Annotated in this window: 20 protein-coding genes; 5 read left to right on the top strand and 15 right to left on the bottom strand. The window is 43.2% G+C overall.

What is annotated here, in order from left to right:
* Nucleotides 1-50 precede the first annotated feature (50 nt).
* Together MgSA37_RS22450 and uvrC are read left to right on the top strand one after the other, a co-directional pair.
* Complete coding sequence (locus MgSA37_RS22450; RefSeq protein ID WP_232010713.1) at nucleotides 51-437, top strand: four helix bundle protein; 387 nt, start codon at nucleotides 51-53, stop codon at nucleotides 435-437.
* A 65-nt stretch (nucleotides 438-502) separates the two neighbouring features.
* Complete coding sequence (gene uvrC, locus MgSA37_RS22445; protein ID WP_096355217.1) at nucleotides 503-2,302, top strand: excinuclease ABC subunit UvrC; 1,800 nt, start codon at nucleotides 503-505, stop codon at nucleotides 2,300-2,302.
* Nucleotides 2,303-2,591: 289 nt separating this feature from the next.
* On the opposite strand, the gene porN is transcribed toward uvrC, so the two are convergent.
* The 8 genes from porN to MgSA37_RS22410 form a co-directional block, all read right to left on the bottom strand.
* Nucleotides 2,592-3,272, bottom strand: a complete 681-nt coding sequence (porN, locus tag MgSA37_RS22440) for a type IX secretion system ring subunit PorN/GldN (RefSeq protein ID WP_232010892.1) — start codon at nucleotides 3,270-3,272, stop codon at nucleotides 2,592-2,594.
* Nucleotides 3,273-3,298: 26 nt separating this feature from the next.
* Nucleotides 3,299-3,544, bottom strand: a complete 246-nt coding sequence (locus MgSA37_RS29215) for a hypothetical protein (protein ID WP_232010712.1) — start codon at nucleotides 3,542-3,544, stop codon at nucleotides 3,299-3,301.
* A gap of 6 nt (nucleotides 3,545-3,550) precedes the next feature.
* Nucleotides 3,551-5,083, bottom strand: coding sequence for a type IX secretion system motor protein PorM/GldM (porM, locus tag MgSA37_RS22435; RefSeq protein WP_096355215.1), 1,533 nt, complete (start codon nucleotides 5,081-5,083; stop codon nucleotides 3,551-3,553).
* A 38-nt stretch (nucleotides 5,084-5,121) separates the two neighbouring features.
* Entirely contained in the window at nucleotides 5,122-5,934 is an 813-nt protein-coding gene (porL, locus tag MgSA37_RS22430; RefSeq protein WP_096355213.1) for a type IX secretion system motor protein PorL/GldL, read from the bottom strand.
* A gap of 48 nt (nucleotides 5,935-5,982) precedes the next feature.
* The gene (porK, locus tag MgSA37_RS22425) at nucleotides 5,983-7,296 is read right to left on the bottom strand and encodes a T9SS ring complex lipoprotein PorK/GldK (RefSeq protein WP_096355211.1); all 1,314 of its coding nucleotides are present in this window, start codon (nucleotides 7,294-7,296) and stop codon (nucleotides 5,983-5,985) included.
* Nucleotides 7,297-7,704: 408 nt separating this feature from the next.
* On the bottom strand, nucleotides 7,705-8,469 hold the full coding sequence (locus MgSA37_RS22420) for a uroporphyrinogen-III synthase (RefSeq protein ID WP_172885359.1): 765 nt from the start codon (nucleotides 8,467-8,469) through the stop codon (nucleotides 7,705-7,707).
* 20 nt (nucleotides 8,470-8,489) lie between these two features.
* Complete coding sequence (locus MgSA37_RS22415; RefSeq protein WP_096355207.1) at nucleotides 8,490-9,458, bottom strand: DUF4271 domain-containing protein; 969 nt, start codon at nucleotides 9,456-9,458, stop codon at nucleotides 8,490-8,492.
* A 296-nt stretch (nucleotides 9,459-9,754) separates the two neighbouring features.
* A complete protein-coding gene (locus MgSA37_RS22410; RefSeq protein WP_232010711.1) occupies nucleotides 9,755-12,271 on the bottom strand; it encodes a glutaminase family protein in 2,517 nt (838 codons plus the stop codon).
* 761 nt (nucleotides 12,272-13,032) lie between these two features.
* On the opposite strand from MgSA37_RS22410, the gene MgSA37_RS22400 reads away from it, so the two are divergent.
* Nucleotides 13,033-14,076: a sensor histidine kinase gene (locus MgSA37_RS22400; RefSeq protein ID WP_096355203.1), complete on the top strand. Its 1,044-nt coding sequence runs from the start codon at nucleotides 13,033-13,035 to the stop codon at nucleotides 14,074-14,076.
* Nucleotides 14,073-14,801 (top strand): LytR/AlgR family response regulator transcription factor, encoded by a 729-nt coding sequence (locus MgSA37_RS22395; RefSeq protein WP_096355201.1) that lies wholly within the window; start codon nucleotides 14,073-14,075, stop codon nucleotides 14,799-14,801. Before MgSA37_RS22400 ends, MgSA37_RS22395 begins: the two co-directional genes overlap by 4 nt.
* Nucleotides 14,802-14,803: 2 nt before the next feature.
* On the opposite strand, the gene MgSA37_RS22390 is transcribed toward MgSA37_RS22395, so the two are convergent.
* The 7 genes from MgSA37_RS22390 to MgSA37_RS22360 all read right to left on the bottom strand — a co-directional run bounded on the left by MgSA37_RS22390 (nucleotide 14,804) and on the right by MgSA37_RS22360 (nucleotide 22,356).
* Complete coding sequence (locus tag MgSA37_RS22390; RefSeq protein ID WP_096355199.1) at nucleotides 14,804-15,157, bottom strand: hypothetical protein; 354 nt, start codon at nucleotides 15,155-15,157, stop codon at nucleotides 14,804-14,806.
* A 39-nt stretch (nucleotides 15,158-15,196) separates the two neighbouring features.
* On the bottom strand, nucleotides 15,197-16,417 hold the full coding sequence (locus tag MgSA37_RS22385) for an ABC transporter permease (RefSeq protein WP_096355197.1): 1,221 nt from the start codon (nucleotides 16,415-16,417) through the stop codon (nucleotides 15,197-15,199).
* Nucleotides 16,414-17,166, bottom strand: coding sequence for an ABC transporter ATP-binding protein (locus MgSA37_RS22380; protein ID WP_221199398.1), 753 nt, complete (start codon nucleotides 17,164-17,166; stop codon nucleotides 16,414-16,416). Before MgSA37_RS22380 ends, MgSA37_RS22385 begins: the two co-directional genes overlap by 4 nt.
* Complete coding sequence (locus tag MgSA37_RS22375; RefSeq protein ID WP_096355193.1) at nucleotides 17,166-18,365, bottom strand: efflux RND transporter periplasmic adaptor subunit; 1,200 nt, start codon at nucleotides 18,363-18,365, stop codon at nucleotides 17,166-17,168. Before MgSA37_RS22375 ends, MgSA37_RS22380 begins: the two co-directional genes overlap by 1 nt.
* A 16-nt stretch (nucleotides 18,366-18,381) precedes the next feature.
* Complete coding sequence (locus tag MgSA37_RS22370; protein ID WP_096355191.1) at nucleotides 18,382-19,677, bottom strand: TolC family protein; 1,296 nt, start codon at nucleotides 19,675-19,677, stop codon at nucleotides 18,382-18,384.
* Nucleotides 19,678-20,644: 967 nt separating this feature from the next.
* A complete protein-coding gene (locus tag MgSA37_RS22365; protein WP_096355189.1) occupies nucleotides 20,645-21,403 on the bottom strand; it encodes a nuclear transport factor 2 family protein in 759 nt (252 codons plus the stop codon).
* 80 nt (nucleotides 21,404-21,483) lie between these two features.
* Nucleotides 21,484-22,356, bottom strand: coding sequence for a helix-turn-helix transcriptional regulator (locus tag MgSA37_RS22360; protein ID WP_096355187.1), 873 nt, complete (start codon nucleotides 22,354-22,356; stop codon nucleotides 21,484-21,486).
* A 455-nt stretch (nucleotides 22,357-22,811) separates the two neighbouring features.
* Between MgSA37_RS22360 and MgSA37_RS22355 the strand changes: the two genes are divergently transcribed.
* Nucleotides 22,812-24,380, top strand: a complete 1,569-nt coding sequence (locus MgSA37_RS22355; protein WP_096355185.1) for an RNA-binding domain-containing protein — start codon at nucleotides 22,812-22,814, stop codon at nucleotides 24,378-24,380.
* Nucleotides 24,381-24,395: the final 15 nt, after the last annotated feature.

Genomic DNA, 24,395 nt, shown 5'->3' with positions numbered 1-24,395 from the left:
GGTTGCACAGTTCGCTAATTAATTTCCGTTAATTATTTTCAAAAAATATAATGATGAGTTATTATAATCTTGAAGATTTAGAAGTTTACCAATTAGCCGAGAGTTTTAGTGATGAAATTTGGTTTATCGTAAGTGAATGGGATTATTTTGCCAAAGATACTGTTGGCAAGCAAATTGTAAGGTCTGCTGACTCAATCGGGGCAAATATTGCTGAAGGGTACGGGCGGTATCATTATAAAGAAAATAAAAACTTCTGTTATTTTAGCCGGGGCTCGATAGTTGAAACAAAGGGGTGGCTGAAAAAGTCAAAAACAAGGGGACTTTTGAATGAAGATCAATTCACTGCATTATTTGAAAAACTTCAATCTATTCATCTTAAGCTAAATGCTTATCTAAAGTTTATTGGTAAATCAGCTGCTAACAAGGCAGGTATTTAAATCATTCAAAGGTTTATTGAATCGGATAAGCCATGCTACCAATGAACTAATGAACCAGTGAACCAATGAACAAATTTGACTACAAAGAAGCGTTAAAAAATATTCCCCATAAACCAGGCATTTACCAGTTTTGGGACGAGGAGAAGGAACTGATCTATATCGGTAAAGCAAAGGACCTGCGTAACCGTGTGGGCTCATATTTTAACAAGGACTATAATGTAAATGCCAAAACCCGGGTATTGGTATCCAAGATCCGGAATGTCACCTTTACCATTGTTGATACTGAGGTTGATGCCTGGCTGTTGGAGAACAGTTTGATAAAGAAGCACCAGCCGCGGTATAATGTCATGTTAAAGGATGATAAAACCTATCCCTGGATCATCATCAAAAATGAACATTACCCGCGCATCTTTTGGACCAGGCGCATCGTACGCGATGGGTCAAAATATCTTGGGCCTTATGCATCGGTAAGTATGATGCATAATATTTTAGGGCTGATAAAAGAAACTTATCCCTTACGTACCTGTAACCTGGCGCTCAATAAAGAAAATATTCAAAAAGGCAAGTTTAAGGTTTGTTTGGAATACCAGTTGGGTAACTGTAAAGGGCCCTGCCAGGATTACCAGACGGAAGATGATTACGACCACAGCATTAATGAAATTAAAGACATTTTAACCGGGAAGATCGGCGGCGTACTTCGTAACCTGAAAAGTGATATGGAGCAGGCAGTTGCCGACATGAATTTTGAATATGCCCATCGCTTAAAAAGAAAATTCGAGTTGCTGGAGAATTACCAGAGCAAGTCAACGGTGGTTAACTCCTCTATTACCGATGTGGATGTATTCAGCATCGCCTCCGACGAAAAATATGCCTTTGTAAATTACTTAAAGGTGATGAATGGCACCATCATCCAGACACAAACCATCGAGCTGAAAAAGCGGCTGGATGAAAGTGATGAGGAGCTATTGGAGTTGGCTATATCCGAGTTCAGGACCAGGTATGAAAGCCATTCAAAAGAGATCATCGTTCCTTTTAATATCGACGTTGAAGATCAGTCGTTAAAATTTACGGTGCCGAAGTTGGGTGAAAAGCGGAAACTGCTTGACCTTTCGGAGAAAAATGTGCGGTTCTTCAGGAAAGAAAAGATCGATCAATATGAAAAACTAAACCCGGAAATAAGAACCGAAAGGCTGCTTACGCAAATGATGAAAGACCTGCGGATGAATACCCTGCCGCGGCACATTGAGTGTTTTGATAACTCCAATTTCCAGGGTAAATACCCGGTTTCGGCAATTGTTGTATTTAAGGATGGGAAGCCTTCAAAAAAAGATTACCGGCATTTTAATGTAAAAACCGTAGAAGGCCCTGATGATTTTGCTACGATGGAAGAGGCTGTTCACAGGCGCTACAGGCGCATGCTGGATGAAGCTGGGGAACTGCCGCAACTGATCGTTATCGACGGCGGCAAGGGGCAGCTGTCATCAGCCATGAAGAGCCTGAGGTTACTCGGGATAGAAAAACAGGTTACCGTTATCGGCATTGCCAAACGCCTGGAGGAATTGTATTACCCCGGCGATCAATATCCTTTATACCTGGATAAAAAATCGGAAACCTTAAAAGTTATCCAGCACTTAAGGGATGAAGCGCACCGTTTTGGCATAACTTTTCACCGTAAGAAGCGGGATCAGGGAACTTTGGTTACCGAACTTGAGCTTATTGAAGGCATAGGCAAAACCACAGCCGAAAAATTATTGAAATACTTTAAATCAGTAAAAAAAGTACGCGAAGCGACGGAAGAAGTTTTGATGGAGGTGGTGAATACCAAACAGGCAAAGGCAATACTTGCGTATTTTGGGGAGAAATAACCCTCTTGTCGCTCATTGCGAGGAACGAAGCAATCTCTACACATGCAAATCTCGGACCGGCGCGAAACGGATTACCTGTCAGCCGCACGCCGGAAATTCTGATGCATTTCGTTTCGTGAATGTCCTGATTAGAGATTGCTTCGTTCCTCGCAATGAGCGGCGTGGATAGGTCTGACCGGTGGTTCAACAAAAATGCCCTGACGAAATTAATCATCAGGGCATCAAATATTTTTCTTTCGGACTTTACTGACTTTCGGACTTTCCCGACTTCATTAGTACGACCACAAATTCAGCTCCCAATCCTGCAGGGATTTTTGATCCGTTCAGATTCGTACAGCTTATCTATACCCGTAGCGTAATCTTTGATACGTTCATCCTTATCGTTGGATTCTTTCACGATGTAGCTGGTAAAAATCCTCTTCATAAAAATATCGTCGAAACTCAGGCCGGTATTATCACTGTTTTTGCTGACAACTTCCTTCACTGCAAATATTGGCCTTGCATCAGGGAAATACAACCAAAATGCAGGTTGATATTCTTCGGTGCTGCCAACTTTAACTTTTACCATTGGCGCTAAACCAATAATACGGGGCTCAAATATGGAGCGCTGCCTGTCAAATACCCAGTCTTCCTTTATCCTGAATTTCACAACGCTGTCTGGGTTTAATTCACCGGCTTTCATTACCGTACCTATCTTGTTACCATCCTTGTCAAATTTATCAACGGGTACACTGTCGGCCATTGCATTTCTTGCTTTATCAGGGCTAAGCGGCGCATAAAAGCTATCACCATCCGGGTCATTGTCCTTATCCGGAACTGCGCTGTAAGCAGTTAGCTCACCCGCTGCAACGGCATTCATAATTACATCTATCAGCCTTTGTTTTGGAGACGCCAGGTAAGCGTTCATTTTTTCGCGCGTGTCAATCTCGCGCCAAACACGTTTTGCAAAAGCTACGTCCGATTCGCGCAGGTTTGGATAAGGAGTAACTTTAGCATTTAATATATTGCTTTTTTGTAGTAGCCATCCAGGGGACGGTCAAAATGCTTGCCTGGTTTGCCCCCCAATTTTTTACTGGTATCCGCCAATGGTCTTGCGCTTTGGGCTATACTGGTGGTATCGGGTTTTTTAACCTGCTGCTGGGTAGTTGTTTTAGGTTTTGGTTTTCTCCTCTTTTTACTACTTTGTGCATAGGATGCTACAGTTGCAAGGCACAATACAATGATTAAAATTTTCCTTTTCATAACATTTTAATTTGCACTCAACACAATAGGGTCAAGGCCGCGCTGACTTCCGTCAGGCCCTACGGCTATTATATCTTTAAATACAACGGTTGTACCCGGTGTAACATTATTCATAAATGATTTCATCGCGCTGGTCAGTTCATTGCCTGTAGCAGATAAGGTAACCACATCCTGCCTTGGTTTTGCAATCAGCAGGGTAAAACGGGTTACGTTAAATTTGGCGTCGAACTCAAAATCTTCAAGCTTTGCAAATACCCGGTCCTGCGCCCTGATGTTCGCTGCGCTGGTGTTGCCACCACTTTTGCCTGCAAACTGTGCTTTAGGATCCGGAATCCGTTTAACACGGAATATACTGCTTCCTAAGAATGAAGTTTTGCCTTTTGTTAATTCACCCGAAACACTTACCGTAGCCTGACCGATAGAACTAACAGTAGCGGTGTAATTGCCGTTTGAACCGCTAATGCTGCCACCGGTCATAGTTACCCGCAAATTTTCTTTTGCGATACCGGGTGCTGAGATAGAAAGTGGATTAGGCAAACCAATGTAAAGCACATTCATTTTGGTAGGCGATACGGTAGCCGAAGGGGCAGCGACCATATAAGTTTGTGAAGGCGTATTGTAAGTTTGGATCTTGCCATCATTGTCTTTAAAAGATATCGTAGCCGACCATGTATGTAAACCTACACTGGATGTACTTCCAGCATATTTGCCTTTGCCAGCATCAACCGTTAAAGGAGAACCGCCCACCGTAATGTTTGGAGACAATTTAGAGTCATACGCAGTTAAAAATACGTCCGCAGTATAAGGCTGTCCTACAAGCACATAGCTTGTAGGTGCAACTGCAACAGCATTAAATTGGTCAAGGTTTACCTGGGCCTTTTCTGCTTCGCCTAATATTCTTTTAACTACTTCGTTTTCGGCGTTTTTTGTATCCGTTTCTATTTTTGCAAGGGTGGTTAAGGTAGCTCCTAAAGGGATACCCTCACCAAAATAGGCATCCTGCCAGGTTTTGGTTACGCCTAAACTTGATGGAGGAGCATCAGTATTTAAAGAAAAGTTAACTCCTTTTCTTTCTTTTTCGTTCAATGCCGCAAAGAGTTGTGCTTTTGTCTGGTCTATTTTGTCTTTCAATGAATCAGCACGTTTGTCTGTGATCATCAAACGTGGAGAAATATCGAGATTTTCCCTTGCGTCTACGTCATTGATAGTGGGATTAATGCCACCACCTTCTTTAACCAATAAAGCTCTTAAATACTCAACGTATTTAACTAATGATTCAGCTACTGCTGCTGCATCTTTCGCACGTTTTAAAATTGGCGCGGCTCTTTGTGGTTCGTCCTTTAGCTTTGTAGCCTCAAAAGTTTGAAAAGTTGTCTCAACGCCGTTGGTAACATTTTTGCTTGATGAATCAAGGCTTATAGTTATATTTTTAAAGGCATCCAATAAGCTATCCGGTACGTTAAGGGCGATGAGGCCCAAAAGTACCAGGTACATGATACCTATCATTCGTTGTCTTGGGGTTTGTTTACCTCCAGCCATGTGTATTAAATATTAATGTTCTTAATGATCAAAACTGGTTAGCTATTAACACGTGGCTGGTTCATTGCCGAAAGCATGTTACCGTATATCGAGTTCAGTGTTGCCAGGTTTTTAGCCAAACGGTTAACTTCGTCCTTAAATAATTTGGCATCATTTGCCGAATCATTAAAGTTTTTAACTGTGGTTGACATATCCTGGTAAAATTTGTTCATTGATTTCAGATGGTTGCTTGAGTCCTGCAATTCCAGCTCATATACAGCATTTAAAGCCGTTAAGTTTTTGGCCATCTTGTTTACCTGCTCGTGGTATGATTTTGAATCGATGCTGGTGCTTGCTATTTCATCAAGGTTGCCGGATGCTTTTGCAAAAGAGCTTCCCAGTTTTTCGTAACTGGCGGTAGCTTCTTTAACTTTAGCAGTAAAAGCCATTGTTGCATCGCCTGCATCGGTAACGCGCGAAATAGAGTTCACTTTATCACCAAAAGTCCTTAAACCGCTGGCAAGGCTGCCGATCAGTTCAGGGCCTATCTTTGCTTCTGACAGCATCTGGTCAAGTGCGGCGGTATTTGAAAAACTGTCGCCTCCACCTGTTAATTTCTTTGAAGCTGCTTTTGGCAACTCTCCGTCATAATCGTAATCCAGTTCGGGATAAGCGCGGGTCCAGTCAATCTCTTTCACGTCTCTTTGAAAACCCAACAGGAAAAACAATACCGCCTCAGTGCCTAACCCAAGGGTTATAAAAACTGTAGCATACTGCCAGTGCTGAATTTTAAATAATAGGCCTATAATAACAATTGTTGCACCCCAGGATACAATATTATTAATTCCGTATGGTTCTCTCTTCCCAGTCATAGTCGTTTTTAAAAAGCGTTTAATTTTTGTTTTGTTGAAATTGATTTTTTAGCGTTTATCTTTGATATCACGGCCCAGGTAGTGGGTTACACAACGGAAGCCGATATATGATTTTGCAGTATCCTGGTACTCAAAAGTACGGGTAGAGTTTTGAAGGAAGAATCCAACATCTTTCCATGATCCGCCACGCACAACTTTACGTTTTAAAACAGGCGCGTCATTTGGTTTGGCATGGTAATTAAAAGTTGGCGCAAGGTCATGTACAAATGTCGAAGCGGATTCATCAAAGGCTGATAATGTCCATTCGGCTACGTTGCCGGCCATATTATATAAGCCGAAATCGTTGGGGAAATAAGATTTTACACTTACGGTATAAGCGCCGCCATCGTCGGTATAGTTACCGCGGCCGGGTTTAAAGTTTGCCAGCAGGCAACCTTTGGCATTTTTAATGTATGGCCCGCCCCATGGGTAATCGGTACCAACCCTGCCACCACGTGCGGCATATTCAAACTCACCTTCGGTAGGCAGATCATAGGGGGCACGGTGCGGGATATGCCTTGAATCTTTATAAGCTTCGTTATAGCGCGTGCGCCAAACAGTAAAAGCTTCAGCCTGGCGCCAGGTAACACCCACTACCGGATAGTTACGGTAAGCAGGGTGCGAAAAATAGCTTTCAGTCATGGGTTCATTTGCCGCATAGGAGAAGTCACTCAGCCACACCAATGTATCCGGGTAAACAGGTACAGTATCGCGGAAAATGAAGTCGGAACGTTTTTTACTTTTATCATCTTTATAATTAGCCGCATCACGCAATACCATCTGGGCATAATTATATTTTAAAAGGCGCACGTCAAGTTCGTTACGGTCAAACAGCCTGTCATCACCCTGGTAATACATCCCCTGCAGTTTTGCAGAAGCAGCGGCTGAGCCTGCGCCTTTGCGGGTACTCATTACAGGATAACGTTTTACATAGGCCCAGTTGATGTATTTTTTACCATTGGTAACTTCGCCTTTTTGAGGCTTCAGGTAATATTTGTCGTCGTTAAGGTAATTGGTGATGGCAACTGAATCGCGGACCCAGTTTACAAATTGGCGGTATTGGCTGTTACTGATCTCGGTTTGGTCCATAAAAAATGGTGGTTCAGTAACTTGCTTGGTTTGGGCGATCTGGGAAAAAGTAACATCCTGATCTGTTTGACCCATCAGGAACGAACCTCCGGGGATATAAACCATGCCCAACGGCACCTCGGCTCTGAATGAACGTTGCGGGACCCCGGTTAACTCACCCCTGTCTCCGCCTTTGCTACAGCCGCTTAATATTCCAACAGCCAAGACTGCAATTAAAAAGTAAATTTGCTTCATTTTTAAATCAAAAATCAGTTATATAAATATAACACAATGTGACCCCCGAATATATTAAATTTGATCCACCTAATTATAAAAAACATATTATTAGTCAAATCTACATTAATTTTTGCTAAACTAATATAAACTCTTAGCTAATAACGGCATAATTTATATCTGATTATCCATTACAATTATGCTAAATTGTTTCCATTTATACGAGCCATTATTAAAAATAGTTGCAAAATGATTACATAAAGCACGTGTTTTTTCATTTTAACAACCATTTATGCGCCTGTATTGTTTACGCTGCCCGGTTGCAACAGCGCTATTTTAGGATCGTAACCATTGTCAGCGATCCGTTTTTAATAAAGTGTAATCGTATAAGTATAAGGTGGTTGTTTAAAACAACCTTATCGGCGGCGGTTATTTATTTACGATTTTGCAATATTGCTCAATGGCCATGGTCATTGAAGGGGCAACTGGCGTTGGCGCCGGGATATCCAGTATCAAACCTGCTTCGAGCACTGCTTTGTGTGTGGTTGCGCCAAACGCAGCGATCCGGGTATTATTTTGCTTGAAATCGGGGAAGTTCTTGTACAGCGATTGGATGCTTGACGGGCTAAAGAAAGCAATCACATCATAAAATACTTCTGCAAGGTCAGAAAGATCACTGCAAACCGTACGGAAAAGAACCGCAGGGGTGAAATTATAACCGTTTTCGAGCAGGAATTTTTGGGTTTCTTCTGCAGCGACATCAGAGCAGGGGTACAGAAATTTCTCGCCGGAGTGTTTTTTCAGCACTTCAGCCAGATCGGATGCCGTTTGTTTGCCAAAAAATATTTTCCTTTTGCGGTATTGGATATATTTTTGAAGGTAAAGGGCGATGGTTTCTGAAAGGCAGAAATACTTCATCTCAACCGGCACCTCGAAACGCATTTCTTCACAGATCCTGAAAAAATGATCAGCAGAGTTCCGGCTGGTAAATATCACAGCGCTAAAATCGGCAAGGTTGATTTTTTCCTTGCGGAAATCTTTTGCGGGCACACCTTCAACGTGAATAAATGATCTGAAATCAATTTTCAGGTTAAGCTTTTTAGCAAGCTCGGCGTATGGATTTTTATCATTCTCAGGTTTAGGCAGTGTAACTAAAATGCTCTTAACCTTTTTCTTTCTATCTTCCAAATTCAATTCGTGTAAACTGCTAAAAGTTATAAATTCAGTGCTTTAATTATTATTAAAACGGGGCAAATTTCGAGGGCACAAAGATAGACAAATAAATAAAATTTGTGAAATCTTAAATCAGAAATGATATTCATGCTGTTACGCAGGTATTGCCATAAAAATATTAACACTGTAAAAGCCAGTGTAAAATTCAATAAAAGTGGTATAAACCTGCTGGCCAGCAAACTAAAACATATGGCAACAATCAGCAAAATAAATGCCATTGTGAAATAAGTTAAGTTCAACACGGTTATGTACTCGCTGACAAGCGTATCTAACTGAAAAATAAACCCGATAAATTTTAAAATAATAAATTTAAATGCCATTAATAAGCTGATTATTGCAGCAAATGAAATAAAAAGCGCAAATCCGCTCAACCTATATGAAATATTATAATATTGTGTTAGCTGGTACAAAAGGAGGCCAAGAGATAAACTGAATAAGATAAATAAACCAGGGAAGGCCCATGAATTGATTAGCCCGCCTTCCTTATCAGTTTGCGAAATTGCCTGGCTGTTGTAAAAAGAACGCAGCACATTTTTTATATCGTTGCCGAGAAAAGCATTCAGGAAACCGGTAAATATCAGCAGGCCCAGCACTACCGCGATGATCCATGGATCGCGGGAGCTTCTCAGGAAGCCGCTCTGCTCAAATTCTCTTTTTTTTAAATGAGCTGAAGGACCTGAAAGCATTTTATATAAATTGTTTGCGCGGATGCTATCCATAACGTGGTTGCTTCGCAGGGAGTCAGGGATGAGGTAGGCAAATACGATGGAATCCTGCATATGCTTTTCCTTATTCGCCTTAACAACAGAATCCGGAAGAAAAGGGTTCACGGTATTTGGGTCAACAGGTTTTAAAACATTCTGGTCCTTTGCAGCAACCTTATCCTGCCGGCCACTGGCGCCAAAACAGCAAAATAATAAAAGCAGGCAGCAAAAAACAGTAAAGCGCATTATTATAAGGATAGCCTTTTATTGTGCCGCAAAAATACCTCATTAATTGGATGTTTCAGCATATGTCTTGTTTAAATTAGCGTTAATTAATGAAGCCGGCCTGATGAGCGTGAATACCAACCCCATAAACCCCGCGGTAGGTTTTGTATAGGAAATAACACTTAGCCTAACCCCGAAGTTAAAAAGCAGCGGATCCACAAAAGGACCCACTGCTTTACTTATAATTCACTTCCCATCAACAAGGGTGATGGCAGTAACCAAAAAGGTAGTCAGGTTTAACTTTAATCAGATCTATTTTACCTCGCCTGCGTTTTACCGGTCATCTTGTTATACAATAATTTCATAAAATAGCCGCCAACCACACTGCGCGCCTGGAAACCTACCTGCTTGCCGTCGGTGGTTTCGTGCCAGTCGCTCAATGGCACCCGCGTAGGTGTTTCCAAAGAATATTTGTAGATCGGATCAATCAGCGCTACAAAATCCTTTTGGTTACCGGCAAAAGTTGCCGTCCATAATATCCAGTCAGACTTTGTGTAGGTTTTTCGGCTATCCAGCGGCAAACCAAATTTTTCCTGCTTTGCCAGGTAATACTTAATTTCTTTATCATACACTTCCTGCGGAAAAAGTTTTAAACCGAGCACCTTGTCCCAAACCAGGTTGTATTTTTGGCTCCAGGTACCTTTATCGTCAAAAGTTAACGCATAATGATCGTTATCTGCAGCTAATTTCATCCATTTGGCAACCATACCTTTAGCGATACCGCGGTATTTGGCGGCCGTTTGTGCATCGCCCAATTGCGCTGCCAGGTCCGCGTAACAAGCTATACCCACTATTGCTTTAACCGATAAGTTGGCATTACGCGCGAGGTGCCCGGCGAAATCATCCGTGCATAATTGATTTTTGGGGTCGAAACCCTCATTTACCAGGTAGTTCACCCACCTGCTCAGTGTTTTCCAGTGTGGTTTTGCAAAGGCGGCGTTGCCCTCGGCTCTAGCAATTGCGGCTGTCAGGATGATCATGTTGCCCGATTCTTCTACCGGCATATCTTCACCGTAGGTTTGCCCGTTGGCAATAGGGTAAGTGCCGAGGTCGTGGGCGGCAAAATCTTTGTCAAATTTGCCGCTCTCGCTATAATAGAACAAGCCATTCAGCATACCCTCCAGTAAACGGGGGTTATATAGCAGATACAGGGGGGCCGAGGGATAAGTTACATCAACGGTATTGATTGAGCCATTGCTGAAGTTTTCTTTAGAAAGCCATAAGAGTTTACCCTGCGGGCTTTTTACCAACTGATGGGCAGCAATACTTTGCCGGTAGGCCAGTACGCACAGGTCAGCGTATTTTTCTCCTCCCGCTTTCCTTGCGTCATCATACATGTTTTTGTTGAAGGCCCGGCATTTGGCCAGCACATTATTGCAGGTTGCAGCAGCTTCGCCGAGCTCATTTTCAATCGTATGCTTTCCGTCGTTATTCCACCACGGCCTCAGATTGCTGCCAAAATATTGTATGGAATAAATATCATCATAACCAACTTCAATAAATTTCGATACAGGCGTTTTACCGACCTTTCCGAATGGTAACAGGGTATTTAAGGCTAAACCGGTTCCGGTTTTACTGCTTGTTGTAGTGTTGCCACTGTAAAAAGCGTTGGCCGCGCCCTTTTCAGTAGTGACAAACTGGGTAGCGTTAGCTGATTTTGGCACCGCGATATAAACATAACCCCAATCTATGCGAAGATCATCGCCCTTTTTCTGAAGCACAGGCTGTTCGGTTGTTCCGGCTTTTAAAATAGATAAGCTCCCGGTACTGAGCTTACTGGTGGTAACTTCCTGTGATGACCTGTTAACCGCCAGACTGGTTGCAGCGCTGAGATAAACCTTAACCTGGTGCGCCTGGTTATCGTTTGCTTTTACACGGCAGGTGATGTATGATACCGGCCTTGATAAAATTTTCAGATCGTTTAGTAACAATGGCGAAGTAAAAGTTAAATCCAGGTCGACTTTGCCGCATTTAAAATTATACATCGTTTGGGTAGCGTTTATGTTTACGCTGTTTTGTTTAGCTACCAGGATATTATTGGACAGGTTTTCTTTTTCCTGGTCAACCAGGCCAACATCAAGCCTTGCGCCGCCGCCAGTGTTTACTACATGGATAGCAAGCACATTTTCACCAACTTTTAGCTTATCCTTGTTTACGGGTATCATCCCATAATCATTGGTTACCCCAACTTTTTTAAATATTTCTTCACCATTCAGGTAAACATAGGCATCATCATCATGCGATATTTTTAAGATCAGTTTATTGATATCCTGTACGCTGTTTATAGTAAAGTTTCTCCTGATCCAAATGTCCCTGGTCTTCCAGATCGTTTTATCAAGCCCTTCAATATCACCAACACGCCCCATGCCCGATTTCCAGTTTTCTGCACTGTAGGTTAAAGCCTTCCAGTCTCCTTGTGGTTCAGTCTCCGTATATTTTATAGCATACGGTTTTTCGTCAGCCGCCGGAAGGATGGTTTTAAAATAGGCCGGTTCCTTGCCCATGAACCGGTAAAACAAACCATCCACACTGATCATACCAATTAATGACTGGCTGGCGCCTGTCCAGTGTGTGGTAGTTGATGCCGCAAGGTCATCAGTTGTTGACCATACACTGAAATAGGGGTTATGGGTGATCAGCGGGTAGGCAGGCGCTTTTCTCTCCTGCGCGGACGCTGAAAATGCCAATAGCATGTTTGCAATCAAAATTGGCCATTTGGTTCTTTTTTTTAAAATCATAGCTGCCTGCTGTGTTGTTTGGGTTAGCTTGTTCATTTTTTGTTTTTCAAAGTTTAGTATCGAGGTATTAAAGGTAAATAATCAATGATCAGCCAATCAACTGCCAGGTTTACTCTTTCATATTTTGGATCGTCAAAGCAGGATGCTTCAGTCAATCCATTCAAAAATGCATGAATTGACCTTTATCCAAACAAGTTGCCTGTCAAGAGTACAATAATACAAAATGGAGCATCAAAACCGTAATTGCAGGTTAATATAGTTTCGTTACTGATAACGCCAATGAGGATTTTATCAAATCTTCAATAATTTTGGAGAACTCCAAAAGGACAATTCAAATGCCGGTAACTCCTTTTGTGGGTCATCATGATGCCTGCTTTTGATTTCCTTGAAGATCAACGGCATCGGTAGTAAGTGATACCTATTTCTTCGTTACGGTTCCGCTCTGCAAAACCATACTCGATCAACAAAGTCAACGTACTGTGCACCATGCCACGTTCGATCATTAAACCGGTAGCTTTTAATCGAACAATAAGAGAATCCGGATCGATAGGCTCTGCCAGCAAGAAGAAAGCCCGCCATATTTGACGCCTGATCTGTAATTCTCTTGCCTCGTCTTTGAGTTTTTGTGGGGTAGTCATTCATGCAAATAATACATTCGGGACCTGATTAGGAAGGAGTATCGACGGAAAGGCGATATGTTCCTGTAGAAACACCCATGGTATGGATAAGGCGACTTTGGATTTGAAATTAAAAGGCGGTAATTTGTAGCTGTGTTACCTCTCGTTAAAATTAGCCGTTTGCGTTCCCTGATCTTCTCGGTGCATTTTGCCGTGTTGCTGGGGCTATTGGTCTTTACCTGCATTCCACTGACTATAACTTCGTCTCTACCCATACAAATATGGACCAAGCAATTAGCCTTATATGCTTCCCTGGTAGGTATATTTTACCTTCATCTCCGGGTACTCATTCCCAAACTGCTTTATAACAACAGCGGTGGGACCTTCGCACTGCTCGTTTTCCTGATCTGCATTGCCGCTCCGCTTTTAAACCACCAGGCCGATAAACTGATGGACCTGCCGGGCTTGCTACGCAGGTTTGCCCCGAGACATCCTCCGATTGACGATCGTTATACCCCGGTAGGCGACCTAAGTATCATGATTATGACCATGATCGTCATCGGTATCGCCATCATTATATCGGTCAGCCAGAAAGTACAGGCCGACCTGTTAAAGGAGAAATCCCTGGAAAATGACCGCATCGCAGGCGAACTGGCCGTTTTACGTTCACAGATCAACCCTCATTTCTTTTTCAACGTATTACATACTATTTACGGACTTACCGAGATCGATGCAGACCGGGCCCGTGAAGCTATTTACACGCTGTCTCATATGATGCGCTATGTGTTATACGATACCCGGCAGCAATCAACCACCCTCGAAAAAGAGCTACACCTTATCGATAGTTATCGCCAGTTAATGCAATTGCGCCTGCCTGAGCATGTCCAGGTCGTTTTCAACCGGCCAGAAGGCCCGATTGACGCCCCTTTGGCACCGATGCTGCTATTACCTTTTGTAGAAAATGCTTTTAAGCATGGCATCAGCACGGTGCAGCCGAGCCATATCTATATATCGGCGAAGTTATGCCAGGGAAAGCTGCACTTTGTGGTACGTAACACTTTATTTGCGGAACCCGCAAAGGAAACGGACGAGGGCAGCGGGATCGGCCTGGCCAATACGCGCCGCCGTCTGGATCTGATCTATCCGGGCAAATATAAGCTCACTGTGAAAGAAGACCACGAACTTCAGGAATTCCGGATCGAACTTCAAATATCTTTGACATGACCATTCACTGTATCGCCGTTGATGATGAGCCGGTGGCTTTAGAAATGATCGCCGCTTATGTAGCTAAGACCCCATTCCTGCAACTGGTTAGTAAATGTTCCAGTGCAATGACGGCTATGACCGTTCTAAATGAACACCCAGAAGTACAGCTTGTTTTTTTAGACATCAAGATGGCTGATCTGAACGGGCTGGAGTTTGCCGCTATGGTTGACCAGGGTGACAACCGGCGTTCGGTACGCATTGTTTTTACAACCGCTTTTGATCGGTACGCGCTGGAAGGGCACAAACTAGCCGCACTGGATTACCTGTTAAAACCCTTTAGTTTTGCTGATTTTACCCGTGCCGCCAACCGTGCGCTTGAATATTTTTCATTGCTGGAGCAAGATAGCCAGCCACAGTATCTTCACGTATATTCCAATTACCAACTGATAAGGATCGATATGGCACAGATTCTGTACGTGGAAAGCATGTCCGACTATATCAAGATATTTTTAGAAAGCCAGCCAAAACCGGTAATAACACTGATGACCTTAAAAGTGGCAGAACAAAAACTGCCAACCAGCCATTTTATACGGCTGCACCGTTCGTTCATTGTGGCCATCGATAAGGTGACAGCCGTAACCAAAACATCCGTGCAGGTTGGCCGTGCTGCCATCCCGGTATCTGAACCTTACCGGGAGGCATTCGGTAATTTTATGAAAAGCTGGCGTCAGCCTGGTTCCTGAAATTATTTCGCCCTATTGATCGTATAACTCATGTCGCCCATCGGGCCGCCTTTCATGTAAAGCACAATCTGGTCAGCGCTTTTTACCTTGCCGGTCATTTTAAGCTGCTGGTCCATGATAGGTAGGGTAAAGGCTAAACTGTCATCTTTAAACCAACCATCGGTTAATTGAACAGTGTTCCCGTCGGGGCCTTTAGTGCTGCCGCTTAGCTTTTGCCCGTCTACTTTAAAATCATAGGAAACTTCCATTTGCCCGTTAATAGAACCGGCCCAATGGCCGCTGATATCAGTTGCAGCGTAAACGAAAGTTACAATGGCCATTGCCATCAGGGCGAGAATCAGTTTTTTAATTTTCATTGCTTTTAGGATTTATTGGTAATTATTTGATTAATTTATTCATTCATATCGCAACGCCTCTATCGGGTCAAGCCGGGAAGCTTTCAGGGCCGGGTAGTAGCCAAAGAAAACCCCGATCAGTGTGCAGAAACCAAATGCTTCCATGATAGATGCTTTATCAATAATAGGCTCCCATTTCAGCGCATTGGCGATAACAAAGGCCAGGGTTTCCCCAATGAGAATACCGATAAGGCCGCCGGTAACGCTGATGAGGATAGCTTCAGTTAAAAACTGGCTAAGGATATCCCTGCCGCGCGCCCCGATCGCCATGCGCAGGCCGATCTCTTTGGTACGTTCGGTTACCGATACGTACATGATATTCATGATACCAATGCCCCCAATGACCAATGATATAGCTGCTATGGCGGTTAGTAATGCGGTTAGCAGTGTGGTGATGGAGCTCAGGGTCTGTATGAGTTCGGCCTGGGTTCGCACGGTAAAATCATTGTCTTCGGTTGGGCGGAGCCGGTGCGTTTTACGCAGGATCTTCTCCATTTCGTCAGCTGCAGCCTGCGACAGGTTTTCGGATTTGGCCGAGGCATTAAAACTTCCGAAATAGATGGATGCTATGATCCGTTTCTGAACAGTGGTGTAGGGCGCCAGGATAATATCGTCCTGATCCTGCCCAAAAGTGTTTTGCCCTTTTTTATTGAGTATGCCGATGACCTGGAAAGGAATTTTCTTAAAGCGGATGATCTTGCCGACCGGATCAACCCCTTTTGGGAATATATTATCTACCACGGTTTGGCCCAGCAGGCAAACTTTCCCGTAAGTGTGCACATCCCTGTCTGAAAACATTTTACCGTCTTTGAGCGATATGTTTTTGATGGCAAGATAATCCTGGTTTACGCCTTCAATGGTGGTAGGCCAGTTAAGCGAACCATTGATCGCCTGCCCTTTGGATTGTGATGAGGGCGATATGGCATTAATATATGTCGCTTCCTTTTTTAAGGCGGAAAGGTCTTTTTCGGTCAGGGTTTCCACATTGGCGCCCTGCAAACGCGCGCCGCCGGGCGCATTGCTATTGGGCATCACCATGATCAGGTTGGAGCCCATGCTGGACAGTGAATTATGGACACTGGCCGTTGAGCCGGCGCCGATAGCACCGATGGTAATTACTGCGGCCACACCGATGATGATGCCCAGCATGGTAAGTACAGCCCTTAACTTATTGCGTTGCAGGGCCAACAGCGCGAGCCTGATCAGATTTAAAACTTTCATACGTGGTAATCTTCTGTTTGGGGTAAGGCGGCCAACATTTCTTTGGCTGAACGTACCTGCTGGTTAACCTGATCTTTCACCACGCGGCCATCCCGAAGCGTGATTGTACGGCTGCTGAAAGCCGCGATGTCTGGTTCGTGGGTCACAAAGACTATCGTTTTGCCCTGACTTTGATTCAGGTCCTGCATCAAAGCCATAATTTCGTAGGATGTGCGTGTATCCAGGTTACCGGTAGCTTCGTCGGCCAGGATCATCACTGGCTCGTTCACCAGCGCACGGGCAATGGCCACCCGCTGCTGCTGCCCGCCTGACATTTCGTTGGGCAGGTGATTAATCCGGTCGCCCAGTTTTACAGCATTCAGGGCGGCTGCGGCCCTTTGGCGGCGATTTGCCGCCGTTACCGTTGGATTATAAAACAACGGTAGTTCCACATTCTCCAAAGCCGTGGTACGCGGCAGCAGGTTATAGGCCTGAAATACAAAACCGATCTTCTCATTTCGAAGCTTGGCCAATTCGTCCCGGCTCCGTTCCCGCACAGATACGCCATCAAGCAGGTAATTCCCGCTGCTGGGTTTATCCAGGCAGCCCAGGGTATTCAGCAAGGTTGTTTTACCCGAGCCGCTACTGCCCATAATGGTCACAAACTCACCGGCAAATACATCAAAGCTTACGCCTTTCAGTGCCCGCACAATTTCAGAACCCATCTGGAACTCCCGCGTTATATCATGTAACTCTAATATCTTTTTCATTACGGCTTCTTGTTTTTATCAGCGCCGCCCGGACTTGGCAAAATAGATGTGCCTGCTTCGGCCTGCACAGGTACCGGCAGCGAGGATACGATGGTATCTTTTACAGATAACCCCGACAGGATCTCGGCATGCGTATTGTCATCAAGCCCGTAGCGAACCGGGGTTTGTACCAGCTCCCTGCCTTTTTTAAGCCATACGCTTCCTGGTTTTCCCGGGCCATTAGTCGCATTACTGTTATTGCCCTGCGCCATTGGTTTTAAAATAAACTGTTTTCTTAGCGCGGAATCGGGCGCAAAGTTCAGTGACTTTGAGCTGACAGTCAGCGCGTTCTTTACCTCTTTGGTATAAACGTTGATGTTGGCGGTCATCCCTGGTTTAAGCATCAGGCTATCATTAGGGGCATAGATGATGGTTGTATAGGTCACCACATTTGATGTGGTCTTCGGGTGCAGGCGAACATCATATACTGTTCCTTTAAACACATCATCAATATAGGCGTCTACCGTAAAACTAACACGGTTACCGATTTTTACGTTGCCGATATCAGCTTCGTCCACATCTGCCTGCACCTGCATTTTTGAAATATCTTTGGCGATCACAAAGAGCGTCGGTGTACTGAATGCCGCCGCAACGGTCTGCCCGAGGCTCACACTCCGCGAAAGCACCACGCCGTCTACAGGCGAATAAATATCGGTATAGGACAGATTTTTTTCAGCCGAGCGCAGCGCAGCGGCCGCATTATCCACCGCTGCTTTGGATGAATTAAAATTGTTCAAAGCCGACTCATAATCCTGCTTACTGATCGAGCCGCTGCTGTACAACAACTTTTGCCGGTTATAAAAATTCTCGTTGTAAACCAGTTGGCTTTGCTGTGTGCGCAAAGTAGCACTGGCCTGATCGACCGTTGCCTGCAGAAGCGACTTATCCAATTGCGCCAATAGCTGGCCTTTCTTTACTTTGGAATTGAAGTCGGCATTGATCACTTTCACGATACCCGATACCTGGGTACCTACCGCCACCGTATCCACAGGCTGAATTGTGCCGGTTGCTGTGACTGTTTGAGCGATATAACCATATGCAGGCACTTCGGTAGGTAATACAACCTGTTTTTCTTTCTTTTTAGCGGCAAGCAGCCATATTGTACCGAGTACAATAATGATCGCTGCAATAATGAGGATTCTCTTCGTGTTCTTTTTCATGATGAGGGGTCTACTGTTATAGTTTAACAGGGGTTCCTTTATAAAATTCGTATATCTCTATAGTAAGTGCAGCATTGTACTTAGCCTGGATATATTGCTGTAGGGCTTGCGTATACAGGGATTTTTGCTGCAGAAAGTCCACCATGCTTACGATGCCTACCTTCAATTGCTCATTAGCGACCCGGTAAGTTTCCTGGTTGTATTTAAAGGCCTCGGCTGCCGCATCGTACTGGTTTTGCGAATTGACTACATTGATGTAAGCCTTTTCAATAGTTAGTGCAAGGGTTGTTTTGGTGTCTTTTAATGAAAGTTTAGCCTGATCGATATTGATCCTGGCTTCAGCCCGGTTCACCTGGTTAACTTTGCGGGTAAAAATGGGGATAGACAGGCTAAGGCCCACCTGCTGGTTAAAGCCGTTGTTCAACTGGCTGAAATAACCGCTGCCTGCGCCCTGGTAGCTGGTGCCGGCCGAACCCGAGGCGGTAAGGGTTGGCAGATAGCCGGAATTGGCTTTTTGCAGCCCAAATTCGGCCGATTTTACATTTAGTTCGCCATTTTTTACCTCCGGGCGGTCTTTAAGGGCAGTTTGCTGTACGCTAAGCAGGTTATCCACCGCTTTTTTTGAAATGATGGTATCCGGTGTGATCACATCAAACGTTGTGACGGTCAGCTGAAGGAGTTGTTTCAGGCTGATCAGGTCCTGCCGTTGGGCGTTTTCAGCAGTAACTAAAGTGTATTTGTCGTTTGCCAGCTGGGCCAGTAGCTGGGCAACATCTTTTTGCGCTATGCTGCCGGCATCCAGTCGTTTTTTGGCCTGTTCTACCTGTGCCTGTGAAGTGGTGACCACATTTTGCTGGTAAACAATAGTTTCTTTATCCAGTAAAATATTCAGGTAATACTGAGTGATCTGCAAGGTGATGTCATTTACCTGTTGCAGGATGTTCAGGTTAGCCCGCTCCACCTCCACGTTCTTTTGCTGAATATCGCTTTTGATGTATCCACCCTGGTAAAGGGTCCAGGATGAAGTTAGTCCGTAGTTACCGGAGCCATACACCGCTTCGTTGTGATAATGATTGACATATTGCGTGGCCGAGCCATACAAATTGGGCAATGCAGAGCCTCTGGAAAGTATCAGTTCCTGCTGACTGGTTTGCTGGCTAAGCCGGGCGCTGCTTACCTGGATATTATTTTTTTTGGCGTAGTCCAGACAGGTCTGCAGGTCCCATTTAACAACACTCAGGCTGTCCTGGGAAAATGCTGTCGTGGCGCATATCAGGCAGCTGAAAAATAAAGAAATTGCCTTTTTTGTCATGTACTATGTTGCTTCTTAAGTGCAAAGGAATAATATAAAACCCGTAAAAAAACCGAGTGTCGATACTAACCCGATTTGTATCGACGCTTTCCAATTAATTAATCAACGGGGTAATAAAAGCGCCGAACATTAAAGAAGTAAAATCAGCTACTTAAGTACCTATACCTTAAATAAACCTTAATGCCTTGGCTTGATCAGGGAAATTGCTTTTAAACAGGGGGCTCCACTGGAGCCATTAAATCACAATTGTATGTGCTATAAACAGGTAGTTCCGCTGGCACTATTGCGATCTTCTGTCTATGACTCCTGAGGAGTTGCCTGTTAATAGCATAAATAGATCAGCTGATGGCTCCGCAGGTGCCTCCTGTTAGCTAATAGTTTTTAAAGTGGTCTCGCTGGGCTTGATAGTAGATCATAGAATACCCTTTTATTATCTGGATGCTTGGAAGCTTTTCTATGATTAGTTAGCGTCTTCAGTTAATAGCACCATAACGAACCGCCTTTTATTATTTTAGTTTACGTTTCCAACTGTCACAAATTTTGCTGGTGGGAATCAGCCTTATCAACATAAATATTGAGGAACGCATAATTGCGCTTACCTTTGCACAATGGCCGGCATTGAATGTTCAACTGGTTACATTCAGAAAGTAACAAATGAGTAACACCGGGTAGAAAACCCATCGTTGTGTTTTAAAAGCAGCCAACGGTTTTTCAATCCGATTCAACTAGTTAAAAAAAACAAGGCTGTCTCAAAAGTCTCTCCATGTAAAAGGTAACCAAATTATATTTTGAACCGTTAGGCCTTTGTGGCCATAGTGTTCTTTCTTCGTGTGCTTTGGTTAAAAAAACAAACCACAAAGGGCATAAAGTATTCACTAAGAACACTAAGTCCAAATTTTATTTCGTTTGCTTTTTAGTTCATCAACTTTTGAAACAGCCTCTTTATTTTCAACGGCAATTTTATTGATCAGAATTTACCATTATTGTTTTGCCAGTTCTCTTTTGCCGGAATTTCCTCTATGGTATCCCAATGCTCAACAATTTTTCCGTTTTCTATGCGGAACAAATCATAAAACGAAGTGTGTTTCCCAGCAAACGCACCTTCGCTTATTGTTAAAACAAAATTACCTTCGCCCAATACTTTATGAATAGTATCGTATTTCATAGAGATACCCTGTGAGGCCATATATTCCAGTGCTTTTCCTAACCCCGACAAGCCGTCACCAATTTGAGGGTTGTGTTGAATATAGTTATCTCCATCAATATATCCGGTAAGTTTTTCCATTCGTCCATTTACCAAAATATCGTCCACAAAACTTTGTACCAAAGCCTTGTTTGCTTCCGTTTTATCAGCGTCTGCACTTGTTGCAGGGCCATCGGTCATCGTATGTCCACTTGGATTTGGCCCGCTTGTTTCCTGTAAATTATCCCAGTGTTCTACAATTTTACCATCTTCAAAACGAAAAAGATCAAAACCGATTTTTGGGCCGAAGAAATTATAATCGGTATGTGTGAAAACATAATTACCGTCTTCAAAAGCCCTTACAGTATTTACTTTTGCAGAACCTGCAGGTAATGCGCTAAGCAGTGCGCCAAATCCGGCAAGCCCGTCTGCGGCACCTAAATTATGCTGGATGTACTTGTTGGGATTAATATATCCGATGGGTTCTGTAGCGCCGGTTTCAATAGCTTTTAGTAATTCAACTACCTTTTGTTTATTTTTCATTCTCTTATTTTTATTTTTCAACAAAGGTCTGAACTATGGAACGCGTGAGAAAGGTGAGAAATCTACTTTAAATGATACATTTAGTCCTGATTGTTTTTCTTCCGGAATTCAGCAGGGGTCGAATGACTATGTTTTCGGAAATATTTAATAAAGTTTGTGGGTTCATCAAAACCCAAATCAAAGCCAATCGCTTTAATGCTTTCGGTGGTATGCGCTAAAAGCCGTTTCGCCTCAAGCATAACTCTATCATCAATAAACTCTTTTGGGGTTTTGGACAGAAGCCTGGTTGTGGCCTGGTTAAGACGTTTTTCTGTTATGAGTATCTTTTCAGCATAAAAGCTTACCTGCTTTTTACTTTTATAATTTGCATCTAAGGCCTCTTTAAACAACATTACATAATCAAGATCAGGGCCTTTTTTCAACTCCCTCATGTTTTGTTTTCTTCTCTCCCGCTCAGAAAGTAAAAGCAAATTATGAAGAAGGTTTTTCAGGATTTCATCTTGCCGACTGTCTTTTTCGTTTTGCAACTCACGGGTCATTAGTTGAAATAAATTTTCAAATAATTTCGCATGATGCCCGACATTAATTTGCGACACCGGAAATAAGTTATTGAACAAAATAGTATCCCTCAAAAACTTACCGTCAGCTTCTGTCTTGCAAAAGAAACTGTCAGTAAATAAAATGGCTTTCCCGTCAAATGGGTTTTTACTGTCAAAATGGTGAACAGTGTCTTTGTTTAAAAAAAGAAGTGTATTGGATTCGATACTTACTGGATTGAAGTCAACTGAATGAATTGGATTTCCTGTTTGGAACCAGATAATATGGTAAAACCTTGCCCGGTGCGCCGAGGTTATTATAGTTTTAAAACCTTTATAAAATTCAGCAAGCGCTACAATTTCAAATTCCTGTGGAAGCCCTTCTTTGAAGCTGTATTTTTTAATATTTGTTGTCATCTACAGGATCTTTTGTAATTGCTCACCCATAACCGCATTTAATTCGGACTAATATTTTTACAGACTTATTTAATTCAAAAATATAATTATTGTTGTTGTATCTGTTGAAGTGTTGGAAATTCTATCGGGTTCAAAATATTCTTAGGGTGTTCTGATTATATCACCCATCCATTCATCGCTTAGAACCCAGCCTTGTTTAATGCCTTCAAAAGGTGCACGTCAAAAATATTTTCCCTGGAGGTTATAATGGATGGTTCGGGATAGCCATTCTGCTGCCAACTGAAAACTATATCTTTGCCGTATGGCCGGGATTGAATATATAACTGTCTCACAATTAGTTACATTCTAAAAGTAACAAATAAGTAACACTACAATCACTAATTTATTACCCGATGCTTTGAGGTGTAGGGTCAATTTTAATTTCATTCTATAACATTCCTGCTTATTTTTACAACATGCCATTACACGTCAATATTGAAGATTTATTAAACGCCCGTTCTGTTGAATCGGAACGGCTCGAATTTAAAACGGGATGGAATCCGGATGCGGTTTATCGTTCAATCTGTGCTTTTGCGAATGATTTTGAAAATGTGGGTGGTGGCTATATTCTGATTGGCGTGGAAGAGGAAAACGGAATTGCCAAGCGGCCTGTTATGGGTTTAAGTGCATCCAATATTGCCTCCATTCAAAAAGAAATGATCGGTTATAATAACCTAATTAACCCGGTTTATCATCCTAAACTCTTTATTGAAACTGTGGATGGTCAACAGATTTTAGTTATTTGGGTGCCTGGTGGCTCTAACCGCCCTTATGAAGTGCCTGAACAAATTACAGCTAAACAAAAAAGATATTCCTATTATGTTCGTAGGTATGCCAGTTCTGCTGTGGCAGATATGGAAACTCAGCAAGAACTCATTAGCCTCGCCAACCAGATTCCCTTTGATGACCGTTCTAACCAATATGCCGGTATAGATGATATTTCAATGGTGCTCATTCAGGATCATTTACGCTTGATAGGCAGTAAATTGATGGAAGCTTCCGATCAGCATACCAAAACGGAAATATTAGAGCAGATGCTCCTGGTTGATGGCCCTCCCGAACACCGCTTTCCCCGGAATGTGGCATTGATGATGTTTAATGAACACCCGGAAAAATTCTTTCCGGCTACCTGGGTGGATGTCGTGTATTTTCCAAAGGGTGAAGGAGAAGCTGAATTTGTTGAATACCCGCGTATCACAGGCCCCGTACCTACTTTAATCAGAAATACGCTGGACCTATTAAAAACAAATTTTTTAAAGGAAAAAGTTATTAAGCAAGCTGATAAGGCAGAAGCAACCCGTATTTGGAATTACCCCTACGCTGCATTGGAAGAAGCCGTGGCGAATGCATTATTTCATCGTGATTATCAATTGCGGGAACAGGTTGAAATCCGGGTTTCACCGGGATCTATCGTACTGCTTAATTATGGTGGCCCTGATCGCTCTATCCGCCAGGAAGATTTCATCAGTGGCAGGATAAGGCCGCGCCGTTACCGCAACCGCCGTTTAGGGGATTTTTTAAAAGAACTCGATTTAACAGAAGGCCGTGCGACAGGTATTCCCACTATTAAACGTGTTTTGGAGCGTAACGGCTCTCCAGAACCAACCTTTCGTACAGATGATGAACGTACTTTTTTCGAAGTAGAAATATTTTGCCATCCTGCTTTTAAAAATGATGTTGTTCTGGTAGATGACGCCCAAAAAGAAGTGGCAAGTAATAAGGAAGGTAATAGAGATGGTAATAGGGCTGGTAATAGAGCTGTTATTCTGTTATCTCCCAAACAAAAGGAAATATTAAACTTTTGCCAAATTCCCCAAAGCCGGGCAGATATATTTATTCACCTTGGCATTTCGAATCAGCCTAAAAATTATCGTCTGCATATTTTACCCCTAATACAAGCTGGTTATATCACTCTTACCGAACCCGATAAGCTTTCCAGTAAATATCAAAAGTATCAAACCAGCAATACGGCCCCCGCTACTTGAAATTCTTGTGATAAA

The sequence above is a fragment of the Mucilaginibacter gotjawali genome (assembly GCF_002355435.1).
Lineage (GTDB): Bacteria > Bacteroidota > Bacteroidia > Sphingobacteriales > Sphingobacteriaceae > Mucilaginibacter > Mucilaginibacter gotjawali.
Note: the sequence above shows the minus strand (reverse complement) of the source record. Positions and strands in the feature narration are given on the sequence as shown.